19 protein-coding genes and 1 pseudogene are annotated in these 21,893 nt (G+C 63.0%); 8 read left to right on the plus strand and 12 right to left on the minus strand.

Features of this window, described 5'->3' with window-relative positions; all coding sequences use genetic code 11:
- A partial coding sequence (locus JMA46_RS08290) for a hypothetical protein (protein ID WP_207344874.1) occupies positions 1-457 on the minus strand: 457 nt, incomplete at its 3' end.
- A 132-nt stretch (positions 458-589) separates the two neighbouring features.
- Between JMA46_RS08290 and JMA46_RS08295 the strand changes: the two genes are divergently transcribed.
- Positions 590-1,090 carry a DUF456 domain-containing protein gene (locus JMA46_RS08295; RefSeq protein WP_207344875.1) on the plus strand — a complete coding sequence of 167 codons (501 nt, stop codon included), beginning with the start codon at positions 590-592 and terminating at the stop codon, positions 1,088-1,090.
- Positions 1,091-1,124: 34 nt separating this feature from the next.
- Here JMA46_RS08295 and JMA46_RS08300 read toward each other — a convergent pair whose 3' ends face one another.
- Entirely contained in the window at positions 1,125-1,595 is a 471-nt protein-coding gene (locus JMA46_RS08300) for a hypothetical protein (protein WP_207344876.1), read from the minus strand.
- A 105-nt stretch (positions 1,596-1,700) separates the two neighbouring features.
- Between JMA46_RS08300 and JMA46_RS08305 the strand changes: the two genes are divergently transcribed.
- Together JMA46_RS08305 and JMA46_RS08310 are read left to right on the plus strand one after the other, a co-directional pair.
- Positions 1,701-2,315, plus strand: a complete 615-nt coding sequence (locus JMA46_RS08305) for a GNAT family protein (protein ID WP_207344877.1) — start codon at positions 1,701-1,703, stop codon at positions 2,313-2,315.
- Complete coding sequence (locus JMA46_RS08310) at positions 2,315-2,806, plus strand: thioesterase family protein (RefSeq protein WP_207344878.1); 492 nt, start codon at positions 2,315-2,317, stop codon at positions 2,804-2,806. Before JMA46_RS08305 ends, JMA46_RS08310 begins: the two co-directional genes overlap by 1 nt.
- Before the next feature lie 37 nt (positions 2,807-2,843).
- On the opposite strand, the gene rraA is transcribed toward JMA46_RS08310, so the two are convergent.
- The gene (rraA, locus tag JMA46_RS08315) at positions 2,844-3,317 is read right to left on the minus strand and encodes a ribonuclease E activity regulator RraA (protein ID WP_207344879.1); all 474 of its coding nucleotides are present in this window, start codon (positions 3,315-3,317) and stop codon (positions 2,844-2,846) included.
- A 354-nt stretch (positions 3,318-3,671) separates the two neighbouring features.
- Here rraA and JMA46_RS08320 point away from each other — a divergent pair, with 354 nt between their 5' ends.
- On the plus strand, positions 3,672-6,467 hold the full coding sequence (locus tag JMA46_RS08320) for an FAD-binding and (Fe-S)-binding domain-containing protein (protein WP_247647174.1): 2,796 nt from the start codon (positions 3,672-3,674) through the stop codon (positions 6,465-6,467).
- A gap of 120 nt (positions 6,468-6,587) precedes the next feature.
- Complete coding sequence (locus JMA46_RS08325; protein WP_207344881.1) at positions 6,588-7,013, plus strand: universal stress protein; 426 nt, start codon at positions 6,588-6,590, stop codon at positions 7,011-7,013.
- An 84-nt stretch (positions 7,014-7,097) separates the two neighbouring features.
- Here the strand turns inward: JMA46_RS08325 and JMA46_RS08330 are convergent, their stop codons facing one another.
- From JMA46_RS08330 to JMA46_RS08345, 4 genes are all read right to left on the minus strand, one after another.
- Complete coding sequence (locus JMA46_RS08330; protein WP_207344882.1) at positions 7,098-9,080, minus strand: acyl-CoA dehydrogenase family protein; 1,983 nt, start codon at positions 9,078-9,080, stop codon at positions 7,098-7,100.
- 144 nt (positions 9,081-9,224) lie between these two features.
- A complete protein-coding gene (locus JMA46_RS08335) occupies positions 9,225-9,368 on the minus strand; it encodes a hypothetical protein (RefSeq protein WP_207344883.1) in 144 nt (47 codons plus the stop codon).
- The gene (locus tag JMA46_RS08340; protein WP_207344884.1) at positions 9,365-10,669 is read right to left on the minus strand and encodes a glycosyl hydrolase; all 1,305 of its coding nucleotides are present in this window, start codon (positions 10,667-10,669) and stop codon (positions 9,365-9,367) included. The genes JMA46_RS08335 and JMA46_RS08340 overlap by 4 nt, the downstream gene beginning before the upstream one ends.
- On the minus strand, positions 10,666-13,794 hold the full coding sequence (locus JMA46_RS08345; RefSeq protein ID WP_207344885.1) for a glycoside hydrolase family 38 C-terminal domain-containing protein: 3,129 nt from the start codon (positions 13,792-13,794) through the stop codon (positions 10,666-10,668). The genes JMA46_RS08340 and JMA46_RS08345 overlap by 4 nt, the downstream gene beginning before the upstream one ends.
- Before the next feature lie 117 nt (positions 13,795-13,911).
- Between JMA46_RS08345 and JMA46_RS17170 the strand changes: the two are divergent.
- The 3 genes and pseudogenes from JMA46_RS17170 (at position 13,912) to JMA46_RS08365 (ending at position 16,759) form a co-directional block, all read left to right on the plus strand.
- Positions 13,912-15,225: pseudogene (locus tag JMA46_RS17170) on the plus strand (glycoside hydrolase family 125 protein).
- A 67-nt stretch (positions 15,226-15,292) separates the two neighbouring features.
- Entirely contained in the window at positions 15,293-15,556 is a 264-nt protein-coding gene (locus JMA46_RS08360) for a YdeI/OmpD-associated family protein (RefSeq protein WP_207344887.1), read from the plus strand.
- A 66-nt stretch (positions 15,557-15,622) separates the two neighbouring features.
- Complete coding sequence (locus JMA46_RS08365; protein WP_207344888.1) at positions 15,623-16,759, plus strand: serine hydrolase domain-containing protein; 1,137 nt, start codon at positions 15,623-15,625, stop codon at positions 16,757-16,759.
- An 87-nt stretch (positions 16,760-16,846) separates the two neighbouring features.
- Here the strand turns inward: JMA46_RS08365 and JMA46_RS08370 are convergent, their stop codons facing one another.
- Genes JMA46_RS08370 through JMA46_RS08390 form a run of 5 tightly spaced genes read right to left on the minus strand, consistent with a single transcriptional unit; the run spans position 16,847 to position 21,841 of the window.
- The gene (locus tag JMA46_RS08370) at positions 16,847-18,238 is read right to left on the minus strand and encodes an NAD(P)/FAD-dependent oxidoreductase (RefSeq protein WP_207344889.1); all 1,392 of its coding nucleotides are present in this window, start codon (positions 18,236-18,238) and stop codon (positions 16,847-16,849) included.
- Positions 18,239-18,248: 10 nt separating this feature from the next.
- Entirely contained in the window at positions 18,249-19,202 is a 954-nt protein-coding gene (locus tag JMA46_RS08375) for an ABC transporter substrate-binding protein (protein WP_207344890.1), read from the minus strand.
- A complete protein-coding gene (locus JMA46_RS08380) occupies positions 19,199-20,032 on the minus strand; it encodes an ABC transporter permease (RefSeq protein ID WP_207344891.1) in 834 nt (277 codons plus the stop codon). Before JMA46_RS08380 ends, JMA46_RS08375 begins: the two co-directional genes overlap by 4 nt.
- The gene (locus tag JMA46_RS08385; protein WP_207344892.1) at positions 20,029-20,703 is read right to left on the minus strand and encodes an ABC transporter permease subunit; all 675 of its coding nucleotides are present in this window, start codon (positions 20,701-20,703) and stop codon (positions 20,029-20,031) included. Before JMA46_RS08385 ends, JMA46_RS08380 begins: the two co-directional genes overlap by 4 nt.
- Positions 20,704-20,719: 16 nt before the next feature.
- A complete protein-coding gene (locus tag JMA46_RS08390; RefSeq protein WP_207344939.1) occupies positions 20,720-21,841 on the minus strand; it encodes an ATP-binding cassette domain-containing protein in 1,122 nt (373 codons plus the stop codon).
- Between the last annotated feature and the right edge of the window lie 52 nt (positions 21,842-21,893).

Genomic DNA, 21,893 nt, shown 5'->3' on the forward strand with positions numbered 1-21,893 from the left:
TGTGGTGATGGGTGGTGAGCAAGGCAGTGCTGTGGTGGGCCAAAGCGGCCGCGGTGCGTTCAGGAATACACAGCGTCAGCGCGATGTCGGTGCAAGCGCTACTGTCGGCGATCCCTGCCTGCCACGGGTCAAGGTTGGTCGCGGCCGCTTCCACGTGGGCTGCTGCGATGACGCGGGCCACCAGGGCGGCTTTACACGCCGCTGTGGCGTCCTCGAGTCGTTTCAGTACCGCCAGCGCGGTCATGGAGGTGTCGTACACGGCACGAGCCACCCCCACCCTGGACGCAGGCTCAGGGCGAGGTGGCGGGAACGGAATGTAGGCGGGCAACCCAGCCAGGACCGGAGTGTCAGGGCCAAAGGGTTCAATGGAAGGAAGCGTCATCGCGGCAAGGAGTCCAGCCACATCTACTGTGGCTGCAAAGCCCCGGTCTCCGGGGAACTCCTCCCGATTACTCATACCCCCATTCTACCCCCACCGTTACACGACTGCAATAACTACACAAACATATATTCGATATATTCGACAGACTCAATAGCCAGACTCAACTACGCGCCTGGCCGGGCTGCCGTTCCGTGGCACCATTGCAGGATGGATGCGCAGATTTTTTGGACCATCGTTTGTGGAGTCGCCATCGTGGTCGGCGTCGTCGGCGTCATAGTCCCGGTGTTGCCGGGCAGCATTCTCATTGGCGTGAGCCTGCTTGTCTGGGCCCTGGTGCTGGGCTCTCCGCTGGGATGGATAATATTCGGCATCGCTGCAGTGTTTGTTGCAGCTGGAATGACCTCCAGCGCGGTGTTGACCGGCAGAGCCATGAAGGCCAGATCCATCCCGGGCAGATCCGTGGTGATCGGCTTGGTGGTGGGCGTTATCGGACTCTTTGTTATTCCAGTAGTGGGGCTTTTACTGGGCTTTGCCGCCGGCCTATTCCTCTCCGAACTTGCCCGGCAAAGAGAGCTGCGCCCGGCTGTTTCCTCATCGCTGGCGGCGCTGAAGGCCACCGGACTCGGAATCCTCGCGGAGTTTGGGTTTGCATCCTTGGCTGCGGGGACATGGGGCGTGGGTGTGCTCATACACTTCATGAACCGTTAGCTGGACACCGCCTGACAGCCACCCCACGCAAAAATTAGGGCATGTTCAGCACGACCTTGATGTTGGCCATGCGTCCACCGCAGCGTTCGGTACCGGACACTCGGGTCCAGTTCAGTGCCGTGGTTTGGGTTGCCAGTACCTTGCCGTTTTGGTCGTACACCCTGAAGCTGAGGGTCTTGGGCGGTAGGGCGCCAACCGCGAGCATCCATGGGCCGTCTTTTTGATGAGTGAGCATCCGAGTTCCGCCTGCTGACATCTTGGCGAACGTTGGCGACTGGGGAACGCAGTCGGTGCCGGAACATGCCGTGACTGCTGCGGCCGTGGCATTACTGCTCTGGTTCCCGGCCAATGACAGTGACAAGTGGTTGTTCCAGTTCGGCGCAGGGCAGGATCCGCCATCGCGGTCAAGCACAATGGCCCCGATGATGAAGGCCATGCAAAAGGCTGCAACAAGGGGTATCAACACGAGTTCAACTCGGCGTCGGGTTGTAGGTGGGGCAGGCATGGGCCCATGGTATCCAAGGACTCTGACTGTTTCCCAAGAGGATTCGAACACTGCTCCAAGGTGCATGAAGGGTGTCCGGTGGCAAGTTCGCATTAGGATCTGAATATGCCCTCCGCCACACCAGAATTTCCCGTCCCAGTGCAACCGGCATACCCTTTCGCGGCCGACGGCGTTCGGCTGCGCCCCATACTTCGCGCCGACGTGCAGGCCGTCAACGCCTACAGGTCACTGCCCGAGGTGGCCCGCTACCTGCCGCACCCGCCGCAGACCATGGCGGACACCGCGCTGACGGTCGCATCCATGATTGCGCAGCAGGATTTCACCACACCCGGCCAGTGGCTGGACTTGGCGGTGGAACACGGCCCCACCCACAAGGCGATCGGCGAGGTGCTGTTGAAGTGGGATGCGAAGAATTGGCAGCGTGGCGAAATCGGCTTCGTCTTCAGTCCCGAGGTTCAGGGCCGGGGCGTTGCCTTTGCTGCCTGCGCAGCCGCCCTGGACATTGCCTTCCATGGCTTCGGCTGGCACAGGGTTGAGGGGATTTGCGATGCCCGAAACGAAAAATCCGCAGCACTCATGACACGCCTGGGTATGCGTTTGGAGGCAACGTTTGTCGAAGCTGACTGGAGCAAAGGCGAATGGATCACGTTGCAGCACCACGCCATCCTGGAGCGCGAATGGTACGCCTCGACGCTAATCGTGGAAAGTGAAGGAAACTGATGGCTGTTCAGCAGGAAAAGTACGACGGCGTCCAGCGCCTTGCGCTGCAGGTCCCCATGCGTTGGGGAGACATGGATGCCTATGGGCACATCAACAACGTGGAGGTGCTACGGATCCTTGAGGAGGCTCGTGTCTACGCTTTTGGCCCGCCCGCCGGTACCGGGCTGCCCGGCATTGCTGCTGCGCACCCCATCTTTTCTGAACTGGACGCGGATGTGCAGGCGCTGGTGGTGGAACACCGGGACCGCTACCTGGCGGCCTTGAACTACCGCAATGTCGCCGCAGAAGTGAAAGTGTGGATCAGCGCCGTAAAAGGGGCCAGCTTTACCGTGGCATACGCCATTTTTGATCCTGTGACAGCAGAAAAATGCGTTATTGCTGAAACCGTGCTGGCGTTCTTCCACGAACCAAGCGGCACTTTGGTCCGCTTGAGCCCGCAGAAGAAGGCGCTGCTGGAACCACTGCGCGGGCCAGCCAACTTCCGCGCCTGAGCCACGCCGGCCGGTCCGCTACGCCAGCCGTGCCCAGCTATTCCCGAGGGCCCACGAGGATTCCATCCTCGTCTGCATGAATCATTTCGCCGGGATGGATGCTCACGTCACCGAGTTGCACGGGAACATCAACGTCTCCGGTGCCCTCCTTGAAGCTCTTTGCAGGGTTGGTGCCCAGTGCCTTCACTCCTAGTGGCATCTGCGCCATGGCCACACTGTCGCGGATGGCGCCGTTGATGATCACGCCGGCCCAGTTGTTGTCCACGGCCAGCTGGGCGATCATGTCGCCCATGAGGGCGTTCCCCATCCAGCCTCCGCCGTCAATCACCAAAATGGCGCCTTCGCCCGCGGTGGACAGGAGGGATTTCACCAACAGGTTGTCCGCATGGCACTTCACGGTTCGGGCGGGCCCGCTAAAGCAGGTGACGGCGCCAAAGTTGCGAAACTGTAGGGACACGGAGGCCAGTTTCAGCCCGTGCTCGTCGTAGAAGTCTGCTGTGGAGATGGTCATGGGGCTCCCAACGCTGTTGATAGTGGTGGCCCCAGCATAGGACAAGGAACGCGCCGAGTGAGGGCAGCGCGGGGACTGTGCAGGCAAGGTGCGGCGCTTTACCCCAAGCTGCATTGTGCCGGGTGCCTTGCTTTGCACCAAAACGCCCATAAGACTTGTCATGAACGCGGTTCCTACATGACGGTAGCTGTATGGCGACGGATGCCATGAGACAAAAGGACTGCTGCGCAAAACGGAATGCTGAGCAAAGGGGCCACCATGTCAGGGCAGGGACGCCAAACGACGGGCGGCAAGAACCCGCGGAGCAGCGAGAAAGTGCTGGACGGGCAATCACTGGCGGCTGTTACGGCTGCCATGGCCAGCCCCGCACAAACCCTCACCCGTGCCCTTGACCGTCACGCCAACGCCCACGACGCCTCCCACTTCCTCCTCATTCCCCAAGCAGTGGCGGTCCCCTCCAGCGCCGCCGAAGTTGCCAAGCTCATGCGTGTCAGTTCCGAGCGCGGACTACCGCTGACCCTGCGTTCCGGTGGTACCAGCCTCAGCGGCCAGGCCGTCAGCGGCGGCCTGCTGGCGGACGTGCGCAAGAACTTCCGTTCGATGGAAGTGCTCGATGGCGGTACCCGTGTCCGAGTTCAACCTGGCGTCACGGTGCGGGCAGTGAACGCGCGGCTGCTGCGGTACGGGCGAAAGTTTGGGCCCGACCCTGCCAGCGAAGTGGCCTGCACCATTGGCGGCGTGGTGGCCAACAACTCCTCCGGCATGGCCTGCGGCATCACCGACAACGCCTACCGGACGCTGGAGTCGCTGACACTTGTCCTGCCCAGCGGCACCGTCTTGGACACCGGCGCCCCCGACGCCTCCACCCGTCTCCGCTCGCTGGAACCCGAACTTTTCCTGGGGCTGGCCAAGCTCGCGGAAAGGGTGCGCCGCAATCCAGCTTCGCGTGCCGTGATCGAGCATCAGTTCTCCATGAAGAACACCATGGGCTACGGGCTGAACTCACTGCTGGACTTCGATGACCCGGTGGACATCCTCGCCCACCTGATCGTGGGAAGCGAAGGCACACTGGGGTTCGTGGCCGAGGCTGTCTTTGCGACCATCCCGCGACTGGCCCACGCCACGGCCGGGCTGCTGGTGTTCAAGGACCTGCACGCAGCCAACACGGCGCTGCCGGCCCTGGTGGAAAGCGGCGCCGCCACGGTGGAACTGCTGGACGCGCTGTCACTGAAGGTGGGGCAGGGGCTGAGCCAGGTGCCCGGCGTCGTGCGTGATCTGAAAGTGCGCAACCATGCGGCCCTGCTCGTGGAATACCAAACGGGCAACCAGGAGGAGCTGGCCGGGCTCAACGCCGACGCCGTGGTGCTCGCCGGCACGCTGGGCCTGGACGGGCCTGCGGAATTCAGCTCCGACGCCGCCATCCGTGCCGAGCTGTGGCACCTGCGCAAGGGACTGTACACGGCCGTGGCCGGTGCCCGCCCCGCTGGAACCACCGCACTGTTGGAGGACGTCGTGGTCCCGGTCCCGGCGCTGGCGCGCACCTGCCTGGAGCTGAGTGCCCTATTTGAGAAGTACGGCTACGAAAATTCCGTCACGTTTGGACACGCCAAGGACGGCAATATCCACTTCATGCTCACCGACCAGTTCGCCAGCCCTGAGGAGCTGAACCGCTACGCCGCCTTCACCGAGGACATGGTGGACGTGGTGCTCGGCGAGGGTGGATCGCTCAAGGCCGAACACGGCACCGGACGCGTCATGGCGCCGTTTGTCCGGCGCCAATACGGGGATGAACTCTACGAGGTGATGCGCACCATCAAGAACCTGTGCGACACGGCGGGCATGCTGAACCCAGGGGTATTGCTCGAGGACGATCCTCTAGCGCACCTAAACCATATAAAGACGGCGCCACCGCAAGTCGATGCGGAGGTGGACCGCTGTGTCTCCTGCGGCTACTGCGAACCGGTATGCCCGAGCAAAAACCTGACACTGACCCCGCGCCAGCGCATTGTCACCCTGCGCGACATGGCCACGGCCCGGCTCACCGGGGATACGGCGCTCGCGGACGAGATGGCCGCCGACTACGACTACGCCGGTATCGACACGTGCGCCGTGGACGGCATGTGCCAAACCGCCTGCCCCGTGGACATCAACACCGGCACGCTGGTGCGGCACCTGCGCACCGAGGCGGCCGGTGCTGTGGAAAGCGCCCTGTGGGACTCGGCCGCCAAGCATTGGGCCACGGTCACCAAGGGGGCTGGGCTGGCCCTGGACGTTGCCGCGAAAGTGCCGTTCGGCGTCGTGCTTCCGGCAAACAATGCGGCCCGGAAGGTGATGGGCCACGATTCGCTGCCACTGTATTCAGCCGAGCTTCCCGCCGGAGGGAGGGCACGACGCCGTCCGGCGCCTACCGGGGAACCGGCGGCCGTGTATTTCCCTGCCTGTGTGAACGTGATGTTTGGGCCGGCTGAGGCGTGCGCGGCCGGGGTACAGGCGAGCTTTGAGCAGCTGTGCGCGAAAGTGGGGGTGGAATTGCTGGTGCCGGAAGGCATTGAGAGTGCTTGTTGCGGGACGCCGTGGTCGTCCAAGGGGATGGCCGCCGGGTTGGCGCAGATGCATGCGCGGACGTTGACGATGCTGCGGGAGGCCACGCGGGACGGTGAGCTGGAGATTATTTGCGATGCCTCAAGCTGCACCGAGGGCCTGCTGCACACCATCGAAAGCGAAAATTTGACGCCCGGGCAAAGGCCGTTGCGGGTCGTTGACGCGGTGCAATTCACGGCGGACCGCCTACTGCCGATGCTGGACGGTGCGTGGGTGCGGTTGGACTCGCTGGCCTTGCACCCCACGTGCTCGTCGGTGCGGATGGGACTCAACCCGGCGCTGGAGCAAGTTGCCTCGGCCGTGGCGGAGACCGTGCTGGTGTCGGAGAACTGGGGCTGCTGCGGCTTTGCGGGGGACCGGGGCATGCTGCATCCGGAACTGACGGCGTCGGCTACGGAAGTTCAAGCGCGTGACGTGGTCGCGATGGATGTGTCGGCGCATGCGTCCTGCAACAGGACGTGTGAACTGGGCATGAGCCGGGCAACGGGAGCGAATTACAAGCATGTGCTGGAGATCCTGGCCGTGGCAGTTGCCGCGGGTAACGCGTAATAGGTGGGTAAGTTCGCCCACGTTCCCGCCTAAATGTGTGCTTTTGTGACTAAAGTAGGGACAACAATGACACCGGGTTGGAAAATGCCGGTGTCTTAGCCGAAGAAAAGGATGAAACAAATGGCTGGAATCATCATTGTTGGCGTTGACGGCAACTCAACCTCCATGAAGGCTGCCAAGGTTGCAGCGGACTTGGCCAAGGCTTTGGGGTACACCTTGCGTGTTGTGACCGCCTTTGGCGAGGACAAGACGGAGAAGGTCACCATTGGCAATGACGAATGGTTCCTGTCCACCGCCGACGAAGCTGAGCGGGTTGCACAGCGCGTTGCAGAGGAACTGAAGATCAGCGGCGTCAAGACCGAATACTCCTCAGCGCTGGGCAAGCCTGCCGAGGTGCTGATTGAAGAGGCCACCAAGCGCAAGGCAAAGATGATTGTTGTGGGCAACGTCCGCATGCAGGGCCTGAGTCGCGTCCTTGGCTCGGTTGCCAATGCCGTTTCACACAACGCCCCGTGCGACGTGTACATCGTGAAGACCGACGGCTAAGTCACCCGGTTTGTGACACCAACAGAACCCCCGCAGCACCTGGCGCTGCGGGGGTTCTGCACGTCCTGACGTCATTGGTAGCGGTTAGCGGTATTTGCGGTGCAGGTTCTCATGGGTGGACGGGCCGGGGGCAGCGTCGGAGATCCAGGGCCCCGTCCCCTCGGAGGGGTCCAGCACGCCCTCTTCAAGCCACACGAAGTCCCCGGCCAGCAGTTCCTCGCTGAGGGACTTGTCGGAATCGTCCGTGTTGTGCCAGAGCTCGTTGAACAACGTTTCCACCCGGAGCCGTGACTGGTACGCGAAGGCGTCGGCAAGTTTCTGTGCCGCCCGGCCCTGGTTGGGGTCCTTGAGCCGGAGCATTTCGGCCCGGGAACAGCAGGCGGAAATGGCAAAGAGCTCGGCACCGATGTCAACGATGCGGCCCAGGAAGGCTTGTTTGTACTCGAGCTTTCCCTGCCACCGTCCCATGGCATAAAACGTTTGCCGCGCCAGCTTGCGCGATTCGCGCTCCACAAAGCGCAGGTGCTTGGCCAGCGGCCCAAAGTCGTTGTAGGAACGCGGGTCCATGCCCTTGCCTACCGCCAGCTTCGGCAGCCACTTCGCGTAGAATCCGCTGGCACCCACGGCCGCCTTGCCCTTTTCAGCCAGCGTTGCCGTGGTGGACGCCAGATCGCCGGCCGCAGCCAAGTGTGCGTCCACTGCCTCACGGGCAATGAGCAGGTGCATGATTTCGGTTGAGCCTTCGAAGATCCTGTTGATGCGCAGATCCCGCAGGAGTTGTTCGGCGGGAACTGCGCGCTCGCCGCGGGCGGCCAGCGAAGCCGCGCTCTCGTAGCCGCGTCCGCCACGGATCTGGACTAGTTCATCTGCGCACTTGTAGGAGAACTCGGAAGACCACAGCTTCGCGAGGGCCGCTTCGATGCGCACATCCTTCATGCCGGCGTCTGCCAGGGCTGCAGAGAGCTCAAAAACAGCCTCCAATGCGAAGGTTGTGGCAGCCATGAAGGCCAGTTTCTTGCCCACTGCCTCATGCTGACCCACCGGCAGTCCCCACTGGGTACGTGCGTTGGACCACTCCCGGGCGATCTTCAAGGACCACTTGCCCGCCCCTGCTGCCATGGCCGGGATGGACAGCCGCCCCGTGTTCAACGTGGTCAGGGCGATCTTCAAACCCTGGCCCTCCCGTCCCAAACGGTTTTCTGCCGGGACGCGGACCTGATGGAAGCGTGTCACCCCATTTTCAATGCCGCGCAGGCCCATGAACTCGTTGCGGTTTTCAACCGTGATGCCGGGGGAGTCCGCTTCCACCACGAATGCGGTGATACCGCCGGTTTTCCGTCCCGCCGCGTCCAAACCACGGGATGGCACCAACGCCATGACCACCACCAGTTCGGCAATGACGCCGTTGGTGGTCCACAATTTCACGCCGTCCAAAACGTACTCCGAGCCATCTTCAGACGGAACAGCCTGGCAACCCATCCGCGCGGGGTCCGAGCCCACATCCGGTTCCGTCAGCAAAAAAGCCGTGACAGCTCCGGCCGCACACCGCGGCAGGTATTTCTGTTTTTGTTCAGCTGTGCCAAAAACCTTCACCGGTTCCGGCACGCCAATGGACTGGTGGGCAGAGGCCAAGGCGCCAAAGGCGGGATGCACGCTGCCAAGAATGGACAAGGCCCGCCCGTAATAAGTCAGGTTCAGTCCAAGCCCGCCGTATTCGACAGGAATTTTCATGCCGAATACGCCCAACTCAGCCAGACCTGCCAGATATTCGTCAGGAATCTTCGCTTCCCGTTCGACTCGGGCGCCGTCCAGGGTTTTGGCGTAGGCCTCAACCTTCTCAAGGAAGGCATCGCCAATTTCGGTGTCCTCGGGCGAGGACTGCGGATGTGGATGAATCAGATCCACGTCAAAATCACCCAGATACAGGCCCTTGGCGAAACTTGGCCGCTCCCACGCAGACTCCCGTGCCGCCTCCGCGGCGTTTCTGGCATCCGCAGCCGTGACTTTTTTGTCAGTGGGATCTTTTGCGGTGGCATTGGTGCTTTCGACAGCTGCGTCATGGCTCATGACTTCCTCAATTCCGCCGACGGGGTGGGTGTTGCCACGGCCGGCTTGGAGCGAAACCCGGTAATGATTCGATGTTACGCGCCAGTAGCAGCTGGGGCTAGGGCCAGCCCGGAGCCAAGGGTGCCAAGCGTGCTGTGCCGCGGCTTAGGCCGGGGCGTCGGCGTAAAAGGCTTCCACGGCCCGCTCAAAAATGGGCACCAGCGTCGCCGGATGGGTGCCGTTCTCCGGCAACAGCTCCCACCTTTGTGCTGAATTCTTGGGCTTTACCTCATCCCACCTAGTGCTCACCGTGCCTCTGTCTGGCTGCGGACGTCGGTGATGCCGCGGGCGGCGAGGTAACCGGCGTCGGACGTTTTGGAAGCACGCACCAGCGCAGGCTTCTGCCCCGCCGCAGCCAGCTCCAGCCAAGCAGGGAACAGCGAGCCGGAGGGATCGGCCACCGAGCGGCCAACACCCGTGGCTTCGTCCCCCGGGTCGAAGGACACGGCGGTGCTGCGCTGGACGGGAGCCGTGGGGTTGGCCTTCTCTGCGGCAATCAGCTCGGCCAGCCGCTTCCCGGCAGGCTTGGCGCGGCGCTCGGAGTCCAGCAGTCCCAAGCTGTATTCCAGCTCCGGGAAGTCGGCCAGCTTGCGGCTGACATCGTGCGAGCACCACCACGTCACGCCCCACAAATTCGGGGTGTCCAGCACGGGGCGCAGGCTCTGCTCCAAGAAGTCGGCAGCGCCATCGAACGGCACGGCCGGATGGGGAGCGCCGATTTCCTGCAGCCAGATGGGCCGGGCGGGGTCGTTGGAGTAGGCATCGGCCAGCTGCACGAGGTAGTCGGCAAAGAGTGTGCGAGCGGGGTGGCCCTGCGGGAACAAATGCGCCACGGCCACGAAAACCCAGGAATGCACGGTTGTCACATCGCCTAAGCTGGCCGCGTGCGCCGGCGTGACGGGGCAGCTGTCCACAAACCAGGCGTTGTCGTCAAAGCTGTGCTGGTGCATGCCCGTGGGCCAGGCCCTGCGGACTGCCGCCAGCAGGGTTTTGAACCATTCGCCCATTTCTGCCGGTGAGGTCATCTGCTGTTCGGGGTGGCGTTCCACGGCGAATTGGTTGGTTTCATTGCCCACCGTCATGCCCAGCACATTGGGACGCGAGGTGACCTCGGCCGCCAGTGCCGCAATCAGCTGCGCCTCGGCTTCCACCACCTGCGGGTCCGTGTACATGTTGCGGCGGTGCCAGCTTGTGATCCACGACGGCAGAAAATCGAAGCTTGAAAGATGGCCTTGCAAGCCGTCCACGGACACGTCCAGGCCAAATTCGGCGGCAGCGTCCACCACGCGGCCCACGTCCGCAATGCCGGCCGGACGGATCAGCGACCTGTTGGGCTGCAGCAGCGGCCACAGCGGAAAAATACGCACATGGTCAAGCCCCAATGCGGCGATCGACTCGAAGTCAGCCCGCACAGCGTCCACGTCAAAGTCCTGCCACGAGTGGAACCAGCCCTCGCTCGGGGTGTAATTCACACCCCAGCGCAGAGGCTGGGAGCGGACCGGGGTGGAGCGGCGGGAAGTGGCGGGGGATCCGTTGGTGGGGAGGCTCATTTGCTGCCTTTCTGCAAGCGCAAGGTCAGGATTTGGAAGGGGCGCAGGGCAAGGTGGATCTGGCGGTTTCCGGACGCGTCGGCGGCACCCAAGGTGAGGGGCCCGGCGTCGTACGGCTGCTCGAGCAGGTTGTTTTCCTCCACGGAAGCCACCGGGAACGACGCCGAGACGCTCACCTGTGCGCGGGCACCGAGGGGCTCGTACAGACGCACAATGACGTCGCCGCTGCGGTCATCGGCCAGCTTGACGGCCTCGATGAGGGCGGCGGGTGAGTCCGTGCTCACCAGCGGTTCGATAGGGCGGCCGGTCCAGTCGCCCGGCACGCCATGCCACGGCAGGTTGATGGCGTAGCCCGCAGCCACGGCATCGGCCACGTCGGCGCCGACCACCAGCCCATATGTGAAGGAATGCTGGCCCTGATCCGTCTCCGGATCGGGGAAACGCGGCCCACGCAACAGTGAGAGCCGCACCGTGGTGAAGCTGGAGCCGTTAGCTCCAGGATGCCGGGAAACATCGTGGCCATAGGTGGAATCGTTGACGACGGCCGCACCAAAGCCGGGCTCACCCACATGCACCCAACGGTGCGCACACACCTCAAAACGAGCGTTGTCCCATGACGTGTTCTCATGCGTGGCGCGCTGGATATGCCCGTACTGGGTCTCGAACCGTGCGTGGTCGGCGTGCACATCCAGCGGGAACGCGGCCTTGAGCAGCGTCTCCTGCTCATGCCAGTTAACGCTGTTGTGCACCGTGATGGTCTTGGAATCTGCGGCGATGCGCACGCGCTGGGTGATGTGCGAGGACCGGAAACTGCGCTTGATGGCGATCTGGGCCACGCCATCCAGTATTTCCACATCCATCGAATCCAGTTCGCGGATGTCAGTGACGGTGTTCTTGTAGAACTCGTCAATGTCCCACGCGTCCCACATGTTGGGGAAGTCCGTGTGCAGTTGCAGAAGGTTGGCGCCCTGCCCGGCCGGCACCAGCTCACGGTTTGCCGAAACGTCCACAATCGAGCTGATGACGCCGTCTTTGTCGAAGCGGACAGAGATGAGCCCGTTGCGGACGACGACGTCGCTTCCGTCGCGCTCCACCGTCGCCTGTGTGGTTTCGGGTTCCGGGACGCCTGCGCTCAACGGGGCAATGCCGCGACGCGTACAAGGGGAGGCGTTGAAATGCAGTGCTGTCGCGATGTCCTGGGGCTCGACGGGTGCATGGGGACCTATGGGAGCGAGGGCCTCCACAGCCGCAAAGATGATCTTTTGTAGGTCCTCGGCGATCCGGGCATACGCCTCAGCCGCCTCGCGGTGCACCCATGCGATGGCGGAGCCGGGGAGGATGTCGTGGAACTGGTTCAGCAGCACCAGCTTCCAAATCCGGTCCAGTTCGTCATAGGGGTACTCGATGAGACCGCGTACAGCCGCCGTAGTGCTCCACAGCTCGGCCTCGCGCAGCAGGTGTTCACTGCGGCGGTTGCCCTGCTTCGTCAGCGCCTGGGAGGTGTACGTGCCGCGGTGCAGTTCAAGGTACAGCTCACCCTTCCACACGGGGGCGTTGGGGTACTCGGCCTCTGCTGCGGTGAAGAACTCCGCCGGACTGGCGATGGTGACCTTCGGGGAGCCCTCCAGGTTTTTCGTGCGTTTCGCCCGGGCCAGCATTTCGCGCGTGGGCCCGCCCCCGCCGTCGCCCCATCCAAACGGGATCAATGAATTCTTCGCGGCCCCCTTGTCACGAAAGTTCCGCACGGTATGTGCCAATTCAGCGCCGGAGAGCTGGGAGTTGTAGGTGTCCGCTGGCGGGAAGTGCGTGAACACGCGGGTGCCATCGATGCCTTCCCAGTTGAACGTGTGGTGCGGGAACTTGTTCACGGTGTTCCAGGAAATCTTCTGCGTCAGGAACCATTTGGCGCCAGCAAGCTTCACGATCTGCGGCAGCGCGGCCGAATAACCAAAGGAATCAGGTAACCACACCTCCTGGCATTCCATCCCAAAGTTTTCGCGGAAGAAACGCTGGCCGTAGCTGAACTGCCGCGCCATGGCCTCGGATCCGACCATGTTTGTGTCCGACTCCACCCACATGCCGCCCACCGGGATGAAGCGGCCCCCGTCCACGGCCTCCTTGACCCGCGCAAACACCTCCGGGCGCTGCTCCTTCAACCACTCATATTGCTGGGCCGAGGACATGACGAACTGCAGTTCAGGGTCCTGTTCAAGCAGATTCACCACATTGGAGGTGGTGCGGGCCACCTTGCGCACAGTTTCCCGCACAGGCCACAGCCACGCCGAGTCGATGTGCGCGTGCCCAATGGCCGTAATCTGGTGGGCGCTGGCGTTGGCGGGCTGTGCCAACACTCCGGCCAGCTGAGCGCGGGCCGCGGCCGCCGTGCCCGGTACGTCTGAAAGTTCGACGGCGTCCAGCGCGCGTTCCAGCGCGTACAGGATGTCCCAGCGGCGCGGGTTCCCCAGATCCAGTTCTGCTTGGAGCTGGTCCAGGACCTCAAGATCCTGAACAAGCTCCCAGACCTCGGTGTTGAAGATGTTGATGTCCGCACGGGCCATGGTGTAGCGCGGCGCGTCCCCGGCCGTGGACTTCTCGCCCAGCTGTGTGGGGACGAACGGGTTGTCCGTGAACACGAACGGGTTGGAGGCGGCTTCAACATACAGGTCGATATCCTCCCCGCCCTGGGCATGCTCCGTAACGGGCAGCCAGGTGTTCAGCGGATTCAGTGCCTTCACGGCCGTCCCGTCCGGGCGGTACACGAGTCCCTCAGCCTGAAATCCGGGCCAAGACTGGCTGAACCCCAAATCCACCACCAGTTCAACCTTGCGACCCTGTGCGCTCGCAGGGACCGTACCGGTCAGGTGGATCCAGGTGGTGCCCCACGCCGGGCCCCACTGTTGGCCCACGTGGAAGGGGAGGTACTCAACGCCGTCGGTGGGTGCACCGCCGTCGTGTTTGCTGAAACCCGGCAGGGCCACAGACGGCGCAACGGGTTCGCCTTGGCCGCCCTCCACCTGCCATGCCGTGAGGCTCAAAGGGGACACGGGCGTATGGATGGCCGGGATGATCCGTTCCACCAAGACTCGCTTGAGTCGGTTTTGGATCAGGCCGTGTTTGTCATGCATGGGCAGAAACCTTCCAGAAACTCACGGGGCCGGGGGAGTTGCACTGAAAGTCTAGTGCGGCGGGCACGGCCAGTGCCGCATAAGCTGTTGTGTTCCGCGGGAAAGGAGAAAAGCACGATGAACGAAAACCACGGCAGCACCGACTGGGATGCCCGGGAGTTCTTGAAGCAGCCGCTGCGCGAATGTGCTGCGGCGATTGAAAAATGCACGGGGGACGGCGCGTTGGCCGCGATCTTCCACGACGGCATGCGCAACACCCTTGAGACGACGTTGACTCGCGAGCCCGACGGCACCACGTTCGTCATTACGGGGGACATCCCGGCCATGTGGCTGCGTGATTCCTCCGCCCAAATGCTGCCTTTCCTGCGCTTCCTGGGTTCTGCTGACGGTGCTGAACTGTACGAGGTGCTGGCCGGGCTGAGCCGGCGCCAGTTCCAGTACCTGGCCCGGGATTCCTACGCCAACGCCTTCAACAAGGAAGCGAACGGAGCCTCCTACGACCCGCACGACGGTTGCGGAGACCCTTGGATCTGGGAGCGCAAATATGAGGTGGATTCCCTGGCATTCCCCATCTGGCTGGCCCACACAGTATGGCGCCGCACCAGCCGTACCGACGTTTTTGATGCCACCACCCACGCGGTGCTGCGGGTGATCGTGCGCCAGCTGCGCCTTGAGCAGGACCACGAAGCGAATTCCAGCTACCGTTTTGAGCGCAATACGGACCTGCCGAGCGAGACGCTGCAGCGGGAGGGACGGGGGCCGGCGTCGGGCATGACCGGCATGACGTAAGCGGGCTTCCGGCCCAGCGACGACGCCTGCGTCCTCAGCTTCAACATCCCCGGGAACCTCTTCGCCGCTGCCGCCCTGCGGCAGGTGGCTGAAATTGCCACTGAAGTGTATGCCGATGCCCATCTTGCCGCGGAGGCCGCCGAGCTGGCAGCTGAAATTGCCGCCGGCGTGGCGGCCCACGGAGTGGTGGAGCACCCCGTCCACGGTCCCATGTACGCCTACGAGGTGGACGGGCTGGGCAACACGCTGCTGATGGATGATGCGAACATGCCCAGCCTGCTGTCGCTGCCGCTGACGGGCGGCATTGACCCGGCCGATCCGCTGTACTTGGCCACGCGTGCCTTTATCTTGAGCGCCGAGAACCCCTTTTATTTTGTGGGGGACCACGCGGCTGGGATCGGCAGCCCGCATACGCCGCCGGGGTACATCTGGCCCATTGCGCTGGCCGTGCAGGGGCTCACAACGGCAGACAAAGCGGAAAAGTTGCGGCTGCTGCACTGCCTGCGCGATACCACCGGCGGCACTGGGCGCATGCACGAGGGCTTTGACCCCAACGATCCCACCCGGTTCACGCGGCCATGGTTCTCCTGGGCCAACTCCATGTTTGCCGAATTGCTACTGGACTACTGCGGCATCGGATAAGTGGCTATTTCGGTACGGTGGCTACACAGGACGCAAATAAGGACTCTCGGCCCGTTATTGTAGTGATATGAGTAGCGAGCAAGTACCCGGCGGGGTGGTCCATCCGTTGCCTGCGGACCTCCGCGAGGCCTTGCTCGTCAACGCCATGGCACTTTCTGCTTGGTGTGACATCACGCCATTGGCACGCAATGAATTCATCTGTTGGGTCGAGGACGCCAAGCAGGAAAAGACCCGAGAACGCCGTGTACGCCGAACCCAAGAAGAGCTTGAGGAGGGCAAACGCCGGCCCTGCTGTTGGCCGGGGTGCAAACACCGTGACCGTAGCGACTGACAGAAAGCTGACGTTCCGCCTGCCTCGGCTTGGCACCACGAGTGCGGCATTCCCTAGAGTGGTTGCATGACACTTTCACCGCAGCAGGCCGCCGGCCCATCCCAAGGTTTCGTAACCGAGCAGTTCTCCGGTGTTCGGGAGCTCTTTGATTCCATGCTCGACGCCGATCCCGGCTACAGCGCGCAACTGGCCGTCTACCACCAGGGGATCAACGTAGTCAGTCTGGTGGGTGGCAAGGACTCTGCTGCGGATTCGCTCACAGGTGTGTTTTCCTGCTCGAAGGGAGTTGCTGCGCTCGCATTCGCCCTGCTGGTCCAGGACGGTTTGATAGACCTTGATGCTGCGGTGGCCAGCTACTGGCCTGATTTTGCCCAAAATGGGAAGGGCGCGCTCACGGTGCGCCAATTACTTTCCCATCAGGCTGGGTTGGTGGGCGTCCAAGGCGGTTTCGCAATGGAGGACTACAACGATCTTTCCGCGGTGGCCGCACGCCTTGCGGCGCTGACGCCCATGTGGCGTCCGGGCAGCGGCATCTTTGGCTACCACGCACTCACCATGGGTGTCTTCCTTGAACAGCTGTGTGTGCTGGTCAGCGGGGAACGGCTGCAGGACCTGTACAACCGCCGCATTCGGAAACCGTATGCGGCGGACATGTACCTGGGCTTGCCCGAATCGCTTGAACCGCGCTTTCGCCCCGTGCTCTTCGTAGAGGAGGCGGTGCAGGCGTTCATGGATCCAGGCTCCATTGCCGGGGTGTCAGGAAATGTGCAGGCCGGAAACCTGCTGGCGCTGCCCAACATTCGCAGCGTCCGTGCGGCGGGCAGCTGCAGCGGCTCCGGCGTGGGCTCCGCCGACGGCCTGGCCCGCGTCTACGCTGGCGCCGCCACCGGCATTGACGGGCTTCCGGCCTACTTGAACGCAGACACCATTGCGCACATGAGTGAAGAACAGGTATGGGGTCTGGACAGGGTCTTTTGCGAGATCAACTCCTTCGGCGTCACGTTTATGAAGTCCAACCCGCGCATGGACTTCGGCAGCGCGCAGGCCTTCGGGCACGACGGCGCGAACGCCGCCCTCGGATTCGCCGATCCGCTGTACGGGATTGGCTTTGGCTACATCCCGGCGTGGAACGAGGAAGGCGGAACGGGCGGGCGCGCCATGCAGCTCAGTGCAGCTGCGCGCGAGGCCATTCTGGCGCAGTAATTACGCTAAAACGCACCTTCCCCGCTCATGCGCTGACAGGAGCGCACGTATAAGTGGGGAAGGTGCGTATTTGCGTGGAAGGTGCGTTTATTTGAGCGACGCGACGGCCTTTTCAATGGCGCGGTGGAACGTGGGGTACGCGTAAATCATGGTTCTGAGCGTCTTTACCGGGATGCGGGCGTGGACGGCCAGGACCAGTGCCGACAGCACCTCCCCGCCATGTGGGCCCATGGAACTGGCCCCCACCAGGACACCGGTTTTGGCGTCTTCGATGACCTTGATGAACCCTTCATTCCCCGCCTTGTGAATCCAGCCACGGGTGGAACCGGGCACCTGGGCGCTGCCGACCCGGATGTCCAGCCCAGCCTCCCGCGCCTGCTGTTCGCTCAGCCCGACGGCGCCCACCTCCGGGTCCGTGAACGTCACCCGTGGCACGGCGTGCGACTGGGCTTCCCCGCGATCCTGGCCAAGGATGTGCCCTGCCGCAATGTTGGCCTGGTACATCGACATGTGCGTAAAAGGCCCGCCGCCTGCCGCGTCTCCGATCAAGTACAGGCCCTTGGCCAGCTGCATGTGGGAATCCACGGCGGATGTGTCAACTACAGTGATTCCAGCGGCTGGAAGGTCCAACCCAGCCAGTGCAGGGGTGCGCCCGGCCGCCACGAGAAGCTTGCTGGCAGAGCGCTTCTTCACGGCTCCGCCCGCACTCGTCACGTCCACGTTGAACCCGGCGCTTGAGTGTGCCACGGCCGTGATCGTGCTGTTGTACAGCACCTCGATGCCCTCGCTGTGGAACACCTGGCCGAGAATCTCAGAGGCCTCCGGCTCCTCCCGCGACAGCAGCCGCGGACCTCGCACCACCAACGTGACGTTGGTGCCAAAGCGGGCAAACGCTTGTGCCAGTTCCACGGCAATGGGCCCGCCACCTAAGATCATGAGCGACTTGGGTGCCTCCTCCGCCTGCACGGCCTCCCGGTTTGTCCAAAATGGCGTGCCCTCAAGCCCGGCAATGGAAGGCACTGAAGGGCTGGTGCCGGGATTGAGCACGACGGCGCGACGGGCATTGAACGTGAGCTCACCGCCGTCGTGCGTTGTGACAGCGACTTTGCGTGGGCCCAGGAGTCGCCCGGTCCCACGCACCAGGCGGCCACCCTTGCCGGTGAAACGCTCGGCGGCGACGGTGTCATCCCAATTATCCGTGGCCTCGTCACGGATGCGTTTGGCCACCACCGTGAAGTCCGCGGAAACGTGGCAGCGGCCAGCCAAGACAGGAATCCGCTGCGCTTCCGCCACGGCGTCGCTGGCCCGGATCATCATTTTGGACGGAATGCAGCCATAGTATGGACATTCACCGCCCACCAGCCTGGCTTCCACGCCTACGACGGAGAGTCCAGCGGCCGCCAACTCCCCGGCGAGCGATTCGCCGCCGGGGCCCATGCCGATGACAACAACATCAACTTCTTCGTGCGTGGCGGCCATTTTCGTTTCCCTACTTCGTGATTCCCTTGTCCTTCAGCCATCCGGCGGCAGCGTCTTTGGGATCCATCTTTTGATCGCCGCTTACCTGGTCGTTGAGCTTGATGAGGTCTTCGGTGGTCAGCAGGCTTGAGACCTTGTTCAGTGCAGCTTTGGCGGCGTCGTTCACGGTGGCTGTCTTGACCACCGGCAGCACCTGCTGTGCCAGCCAGTTGTTCTTCGGGTCTGTCAGAACCACCAGTTTGTTGGCAGGAATGGCGGGAGACGTGGTGAAGATGTCTGCCACCTGAATCTCGTCGTTCAGCAACGCCTTGACTGTCAGCGGCCCGCCGCCGTCGCTGACGGGGGTGAACTTGGCAGGCACGCAGCCGTAGTTCTCTTTCAAACCGGGCAAGCCGTACGGCCGGGTCGCGAATTCCGGTGGGGCACCAATGGCCAGTTCACTGCACACTTTCGCCATGTCCTCGATGGACTTCAGGTTGTACTTCGCTGCGGTCTCCGCGGTGACCACCATGGCGTCCTTGTCCTCGGCCTTGGCAGCATCCAGCACTGACAAACCGTCAGGCATCACTGCAGGCAGGGCCGCAAGCACCTCCTCCGCCGTCTTTGCTGTGGTCTTCGGATCCAGGTAGCCCAGCAGGTTTCCGCTGTAGTCGGGGACCAAGTCGATGGAGCCGTCCTCCACCGCCTTGATGTACACCTCGCGTGCGCCGATGTTCAGCTTTGTGGTGGCCGTAACACCGGCAGCATTCAGCGCACCTGCATAAATTTCGGCAACTGTGGCGCTTTCGGGGAAGTTGGCTGAACCAACCACCACCGAGCTGCCACTGCTGCCATTGCCGCCCGGCGCGCTGCTGTCGCTGGCAAGAGGATTGCCTCCGCCACAGGCCGTAACGGCCAGCGCCACCGAGAGCCCTGCGGCCGCTCCGAGGACTGCCCGGCGGGTGGGAAACAAATTCTTGTTCATGTTGGATCTCCTTGTGAAGCGGACTGTTGATTCGTAGAGCCTATGGCCTTGAGGCTGGCTGCACTTTTTGAAGCCGGTTGTATTGCCTGGGATGTCGGGGCTGTCTCGCTGACAACTGTGGTTGGGCGCAGGCCGGGCGAGACCACTGCACGTTGGGTCAGGACCAGCAGGCCGTCAAGGATGATGGCCACGGCGGCGATTACCACCGCACCACCAAGGACCTGGCCGTAATCCTGCACCGCCAGACCATCAATAATGTACCGGCCCAGCCCACCCAGGCCCAGGAGCGCCACCACAGCCACTGTGGAAACCACCTGCAACACGGCAGAACGGAATCCGCCGAGCATGACCACCAGCCCATTGGGGACTTCAACGCCAAAGAGGATCTGCGGTTCGGTCATACCCATGCTGCGTGCGGCATCCACCAAGTCCCTGTCTACGGCAGCGATCCCGGCATACGTGGCCGTAAGGATCGGTGGCACAGCCAGCAGCACCAGTGACCAAATGGCTGGCATGAGTGAAAGTGTGGACGTTGCAATGAGCGCAAACAATGTCATGATGCCCAGTGTTGGCAGGGCGCGGAGCATGCCGGCCAGGGCAATGACGGCGCCGCGTCCGCGGCCCGTGTGCCCCACATAGAGACCCACGGGGACTGCGATGGCGAGGGAAATTGCCAAAGTGAGGCCCGTGTAGCCGAGGTGCTCGGCGATGCGGGCGGGCACGCCCATGGGGCCCTGCCAGTTCATCGGGTCGGTGAGCCACTGCCAGCCTTGGGCAAAGGGGCCGGAGTCGCTGTATTTCGTGGCGGCAAGCAGCAGTGGGGCACTCATGCTGGCACCGCCGTCGAAAGTGGTGCAGCTGTAGCTTTGTGGCTCCGCAACCAGGGGGTCAGCAGCTTTTGCAACAGCACAAGCACCAAATCCATCAACAAGGCCAAGACCAGTGTGCCCACAATTCCCACAATGATCTCGGTGGGGAAGTTGCGTGCCAACCCGTCGGTGAAGAAGAAGCCCAGGCTGGGAATGCCCAGCAGTGAGCCGACTGTCACCAGCGAGATGTTGCTGACGGAGATGACACGCAATCCGGCAAATAGCACCGGCAGGGAGAGCGGGAGATCGACGGTAAGGAATCGTTGGAACGGCTTATAGCCCATGGCCGTGGCGGATTGGCGGATGGCGTCATCCACTGAATTCAAGGCGTCGAGGGTGGACCGGACAAGCAGGGCAACAGCATAAATGGTCAGCGCCACAATGATGTTGGCAAAATCCAGGATCTGCGTGCCCAGAATGCTCGGCAGAATCACAAACAATGCCAGGGACGGGACGGTGTACAGCAGCGATCCGACGGAGAGGATGGCCGCGCCGACACCCTTGTGCAGGCGCGCCAACTGGGCCAGGGGGATGGCGATGAGCACACTAAGGACCAAGGGCACCACGGCCTGTATCAGGTGGTAGCCGGTGAGGTTGAAGACCTGGGGCAGATTTGCCAGGAACCACTGCATCAGAGGGCTCCGCGCATCAGTTTTTGCCTTCTCGGACGGCATCGATGACGGCGAGCACCTCAGGGCCCTTGACGACCCCTGCAACGCGTCCTTCATTATCCACTGCAACACCCAACCCGGACGGGGATGAAAGCGCCGAATCGAGGGCGGTGCGCAAAGGATCGCCGCTGTGGAAAAGCGAACCACCGGGAACAAGGGTTGGTGAGACTGCGGCGCCTGGGCGGCCGGGGCCGGCGCTGTCCGCAGGGGAAAGCCAGCCCAGTGGGTGGTCTTCCGCGTCCACGGCCAACACCCACGCGGAGGTTCCGGGCACACGGGGGGAGGAAACGTCGTCGTGCTTCCTGGGCCATGCCACCGTTGCAACTTCATGAACCGGCACAGCTGCACCGGAACTGAAGGAGAGGCGGCGGAAACCGCGGTCGCGGCCCACAAAATTGGCCACGAAATCATCCACGGGAGCTCGCAGAATCTCTTCTGGGGACGCGTATTGGGCCACTCGTCCACCCACGGCAAACACGGCAACCCGATCGCCCAGAAGCGTGGCTTCATCAATGTCATGCGTGACGAAAATGATGGTTTTGTCCAGCTCGCGCTGCAGTCGCAGAAGCTCTTGCTGCAGCTCGGCCCGGACCACAGGGTCCACAGCGGAAAATGGCTCATCCATGAGCAAGATGGGCGGATCCGCGGCAAGTGCCCGCGCCACTCCCACGCGCTGCTGCTGGCCGCCGGAAAGCTGGTTGGGGTAGCGCTTGGCCATCGCTGCGGACAAACCGACGGTCTCCAACAGCTCCATGGAACGCTGGCGTGCCTGTGCGCGCGGGACCTTGTTGAGGCGCAGCACGGTTGCAACGTTGTCCACGACGGTGCGGTGCGGCAGCAATCCGGCCTGCTGCATGACGTAGCCCATGGAACGGCGCAGCTCGGGGGCGGGAATATCACCAACATTGCGCCCGCCCACGGTGATGCGCCCTGAAGTGGGCTCCACCATGCGGTTGATCATGCGGAGGGAGGTGGTTTTGCCGCAGCCCGACGGCCCGACAAACACGGTGATTTTTCCGCTCTCAACGCTGAGGTTGAGGTTGTCCACGGCTGGTGGCTGGCCCGGGTACATCTTGCTGACGCCTTGGAATTCCACCATGGCAGTGCCGGCGTTGTGGATGGTTTTTTGCGCAGAATTAGTGCTGCCTTGC

This window comes from Arthrobacter sp. E3 (genome assembly GCF_017353415.1).
Taxonomy (GTDB): Bacteria; Actinomycetota; Actinomycetes; order Actinomycetales; family Micrococcaceae; genus Specibacter.

Coding starts and splice junctions, on each gene's coding strand:
- JMA46_RS08295 (WP_207344875.1), top strand. CDS start 590: ATGGATGCGCAGATTTTTTGGACCATCGTTTGTGGAGTCGCCATCGTG.
- JMA46_RS08300 (WP_207344876.1), bottom strand. CDS start 1,595: ATGCCTGCCCCACCTACAACCCGACGCCGAGTTGAACTCGTGTTGATA.
- JMA46_RS08305 (WP_207344877.1), top strand. CDS start 1,701: ATGCCCTCCGCCACACCAGAATTTCCCGTCCCAGTGCAACCGGCATAC.
- JMA46_RS08310 (WP_207344878.1), top strand. CDS start 2,315: ATGGCTGTTCAGCAGGAAAAGTACGACGGCGTCCAGCGCCTTGCGCTG.
- rraA (WP_207344879.1), bottom strand. CDS start 3,317: ATGACCATCTCCACAGCAGACTTCTACGACGAGCACGGGCTGAAACTG.
- JMA46_RS08320 (WP_247647174.1), top strand. CDS start 3,672: ATGGCCAGCCCCGCACAAACCCTCACCCGTGCCCTTGACCGTCACGCC.
- JMA46_RS08325 (WP_207344881.1), top strand. CDS start 6,588: ATGGCTGGAATCATCATTGTTGGCGTTGACGGCAACTCAACCTCCATG.
- JMA46_RS08330 (WP_207344882.1), bottom strand. CDS start 9,080: ATGAGCCATGACGCAGCTGTCGAAAGCACCAATGCCACCGCAAAAGAT.
- JMA46_RS08340 (WP_207344884.1), bottom strand. CDS start 10,669: ATGAGCCTCCCCACCAACGGATCCCCCGCCACTTCCCGCCGCTCCACC.
- JMA46_RS08345 (WP_207344885.1), bottom strand. CDS start 13,794: ATGCATGACAAACACGGCCTGATCCAAAACCGACTCAAGCGAGTCTTG.
- JMA46_RS08360 (WP_207344887.1), top strand. CDS start 15,293: ATGAGTAGCGAGCAAGTACCCGGCGGGGTGGTCCATCCGTTGCCTGCG.
- JMA46_RS08365 (WP_207344888.1), top strand. CDS start 15,623: ATGACACTTTCACCGCAGCAGGCCGCCGGCCCATCCCAAGGTTTCGTA.
- JMA46_RS08370 (WP_207344889.1), bottom strand. CDS start 18,238: ATGGCCGCCACGCACGAAGAAGTTGATGTTGTTGTCATCGGCATGGGC.
- JMA46_RS08375 (WP_207344890.1), bottom strand. CDS start 19,202: ATGAACAAGAATTTGTTTCCCACCCGCCGGGCAGTCCTCGGAGCGGCC.
- JMA46_RS08380 (WP_207344891.1), bottom strand. CDS start 20,032: ATGAGTGCCCCACTGCTGCTTGCCGCCACGAAATACAGCGACTCCGGC.
- JMA46_RS08385 (WP_207344892.1), bottom strand. CDS start 20,703: ATGCAGTGGTTCCTGGCAAATCTGCCCCAGGTCTTCAACCTCACCGGC.
- JMA46_RS08390 (WP_207344939.1), bottom strand. CDS start 21,841: ATGGTGGAATTCCAAGGCGTCAGCAAGATGTACCCGGGCCAGCCACCA.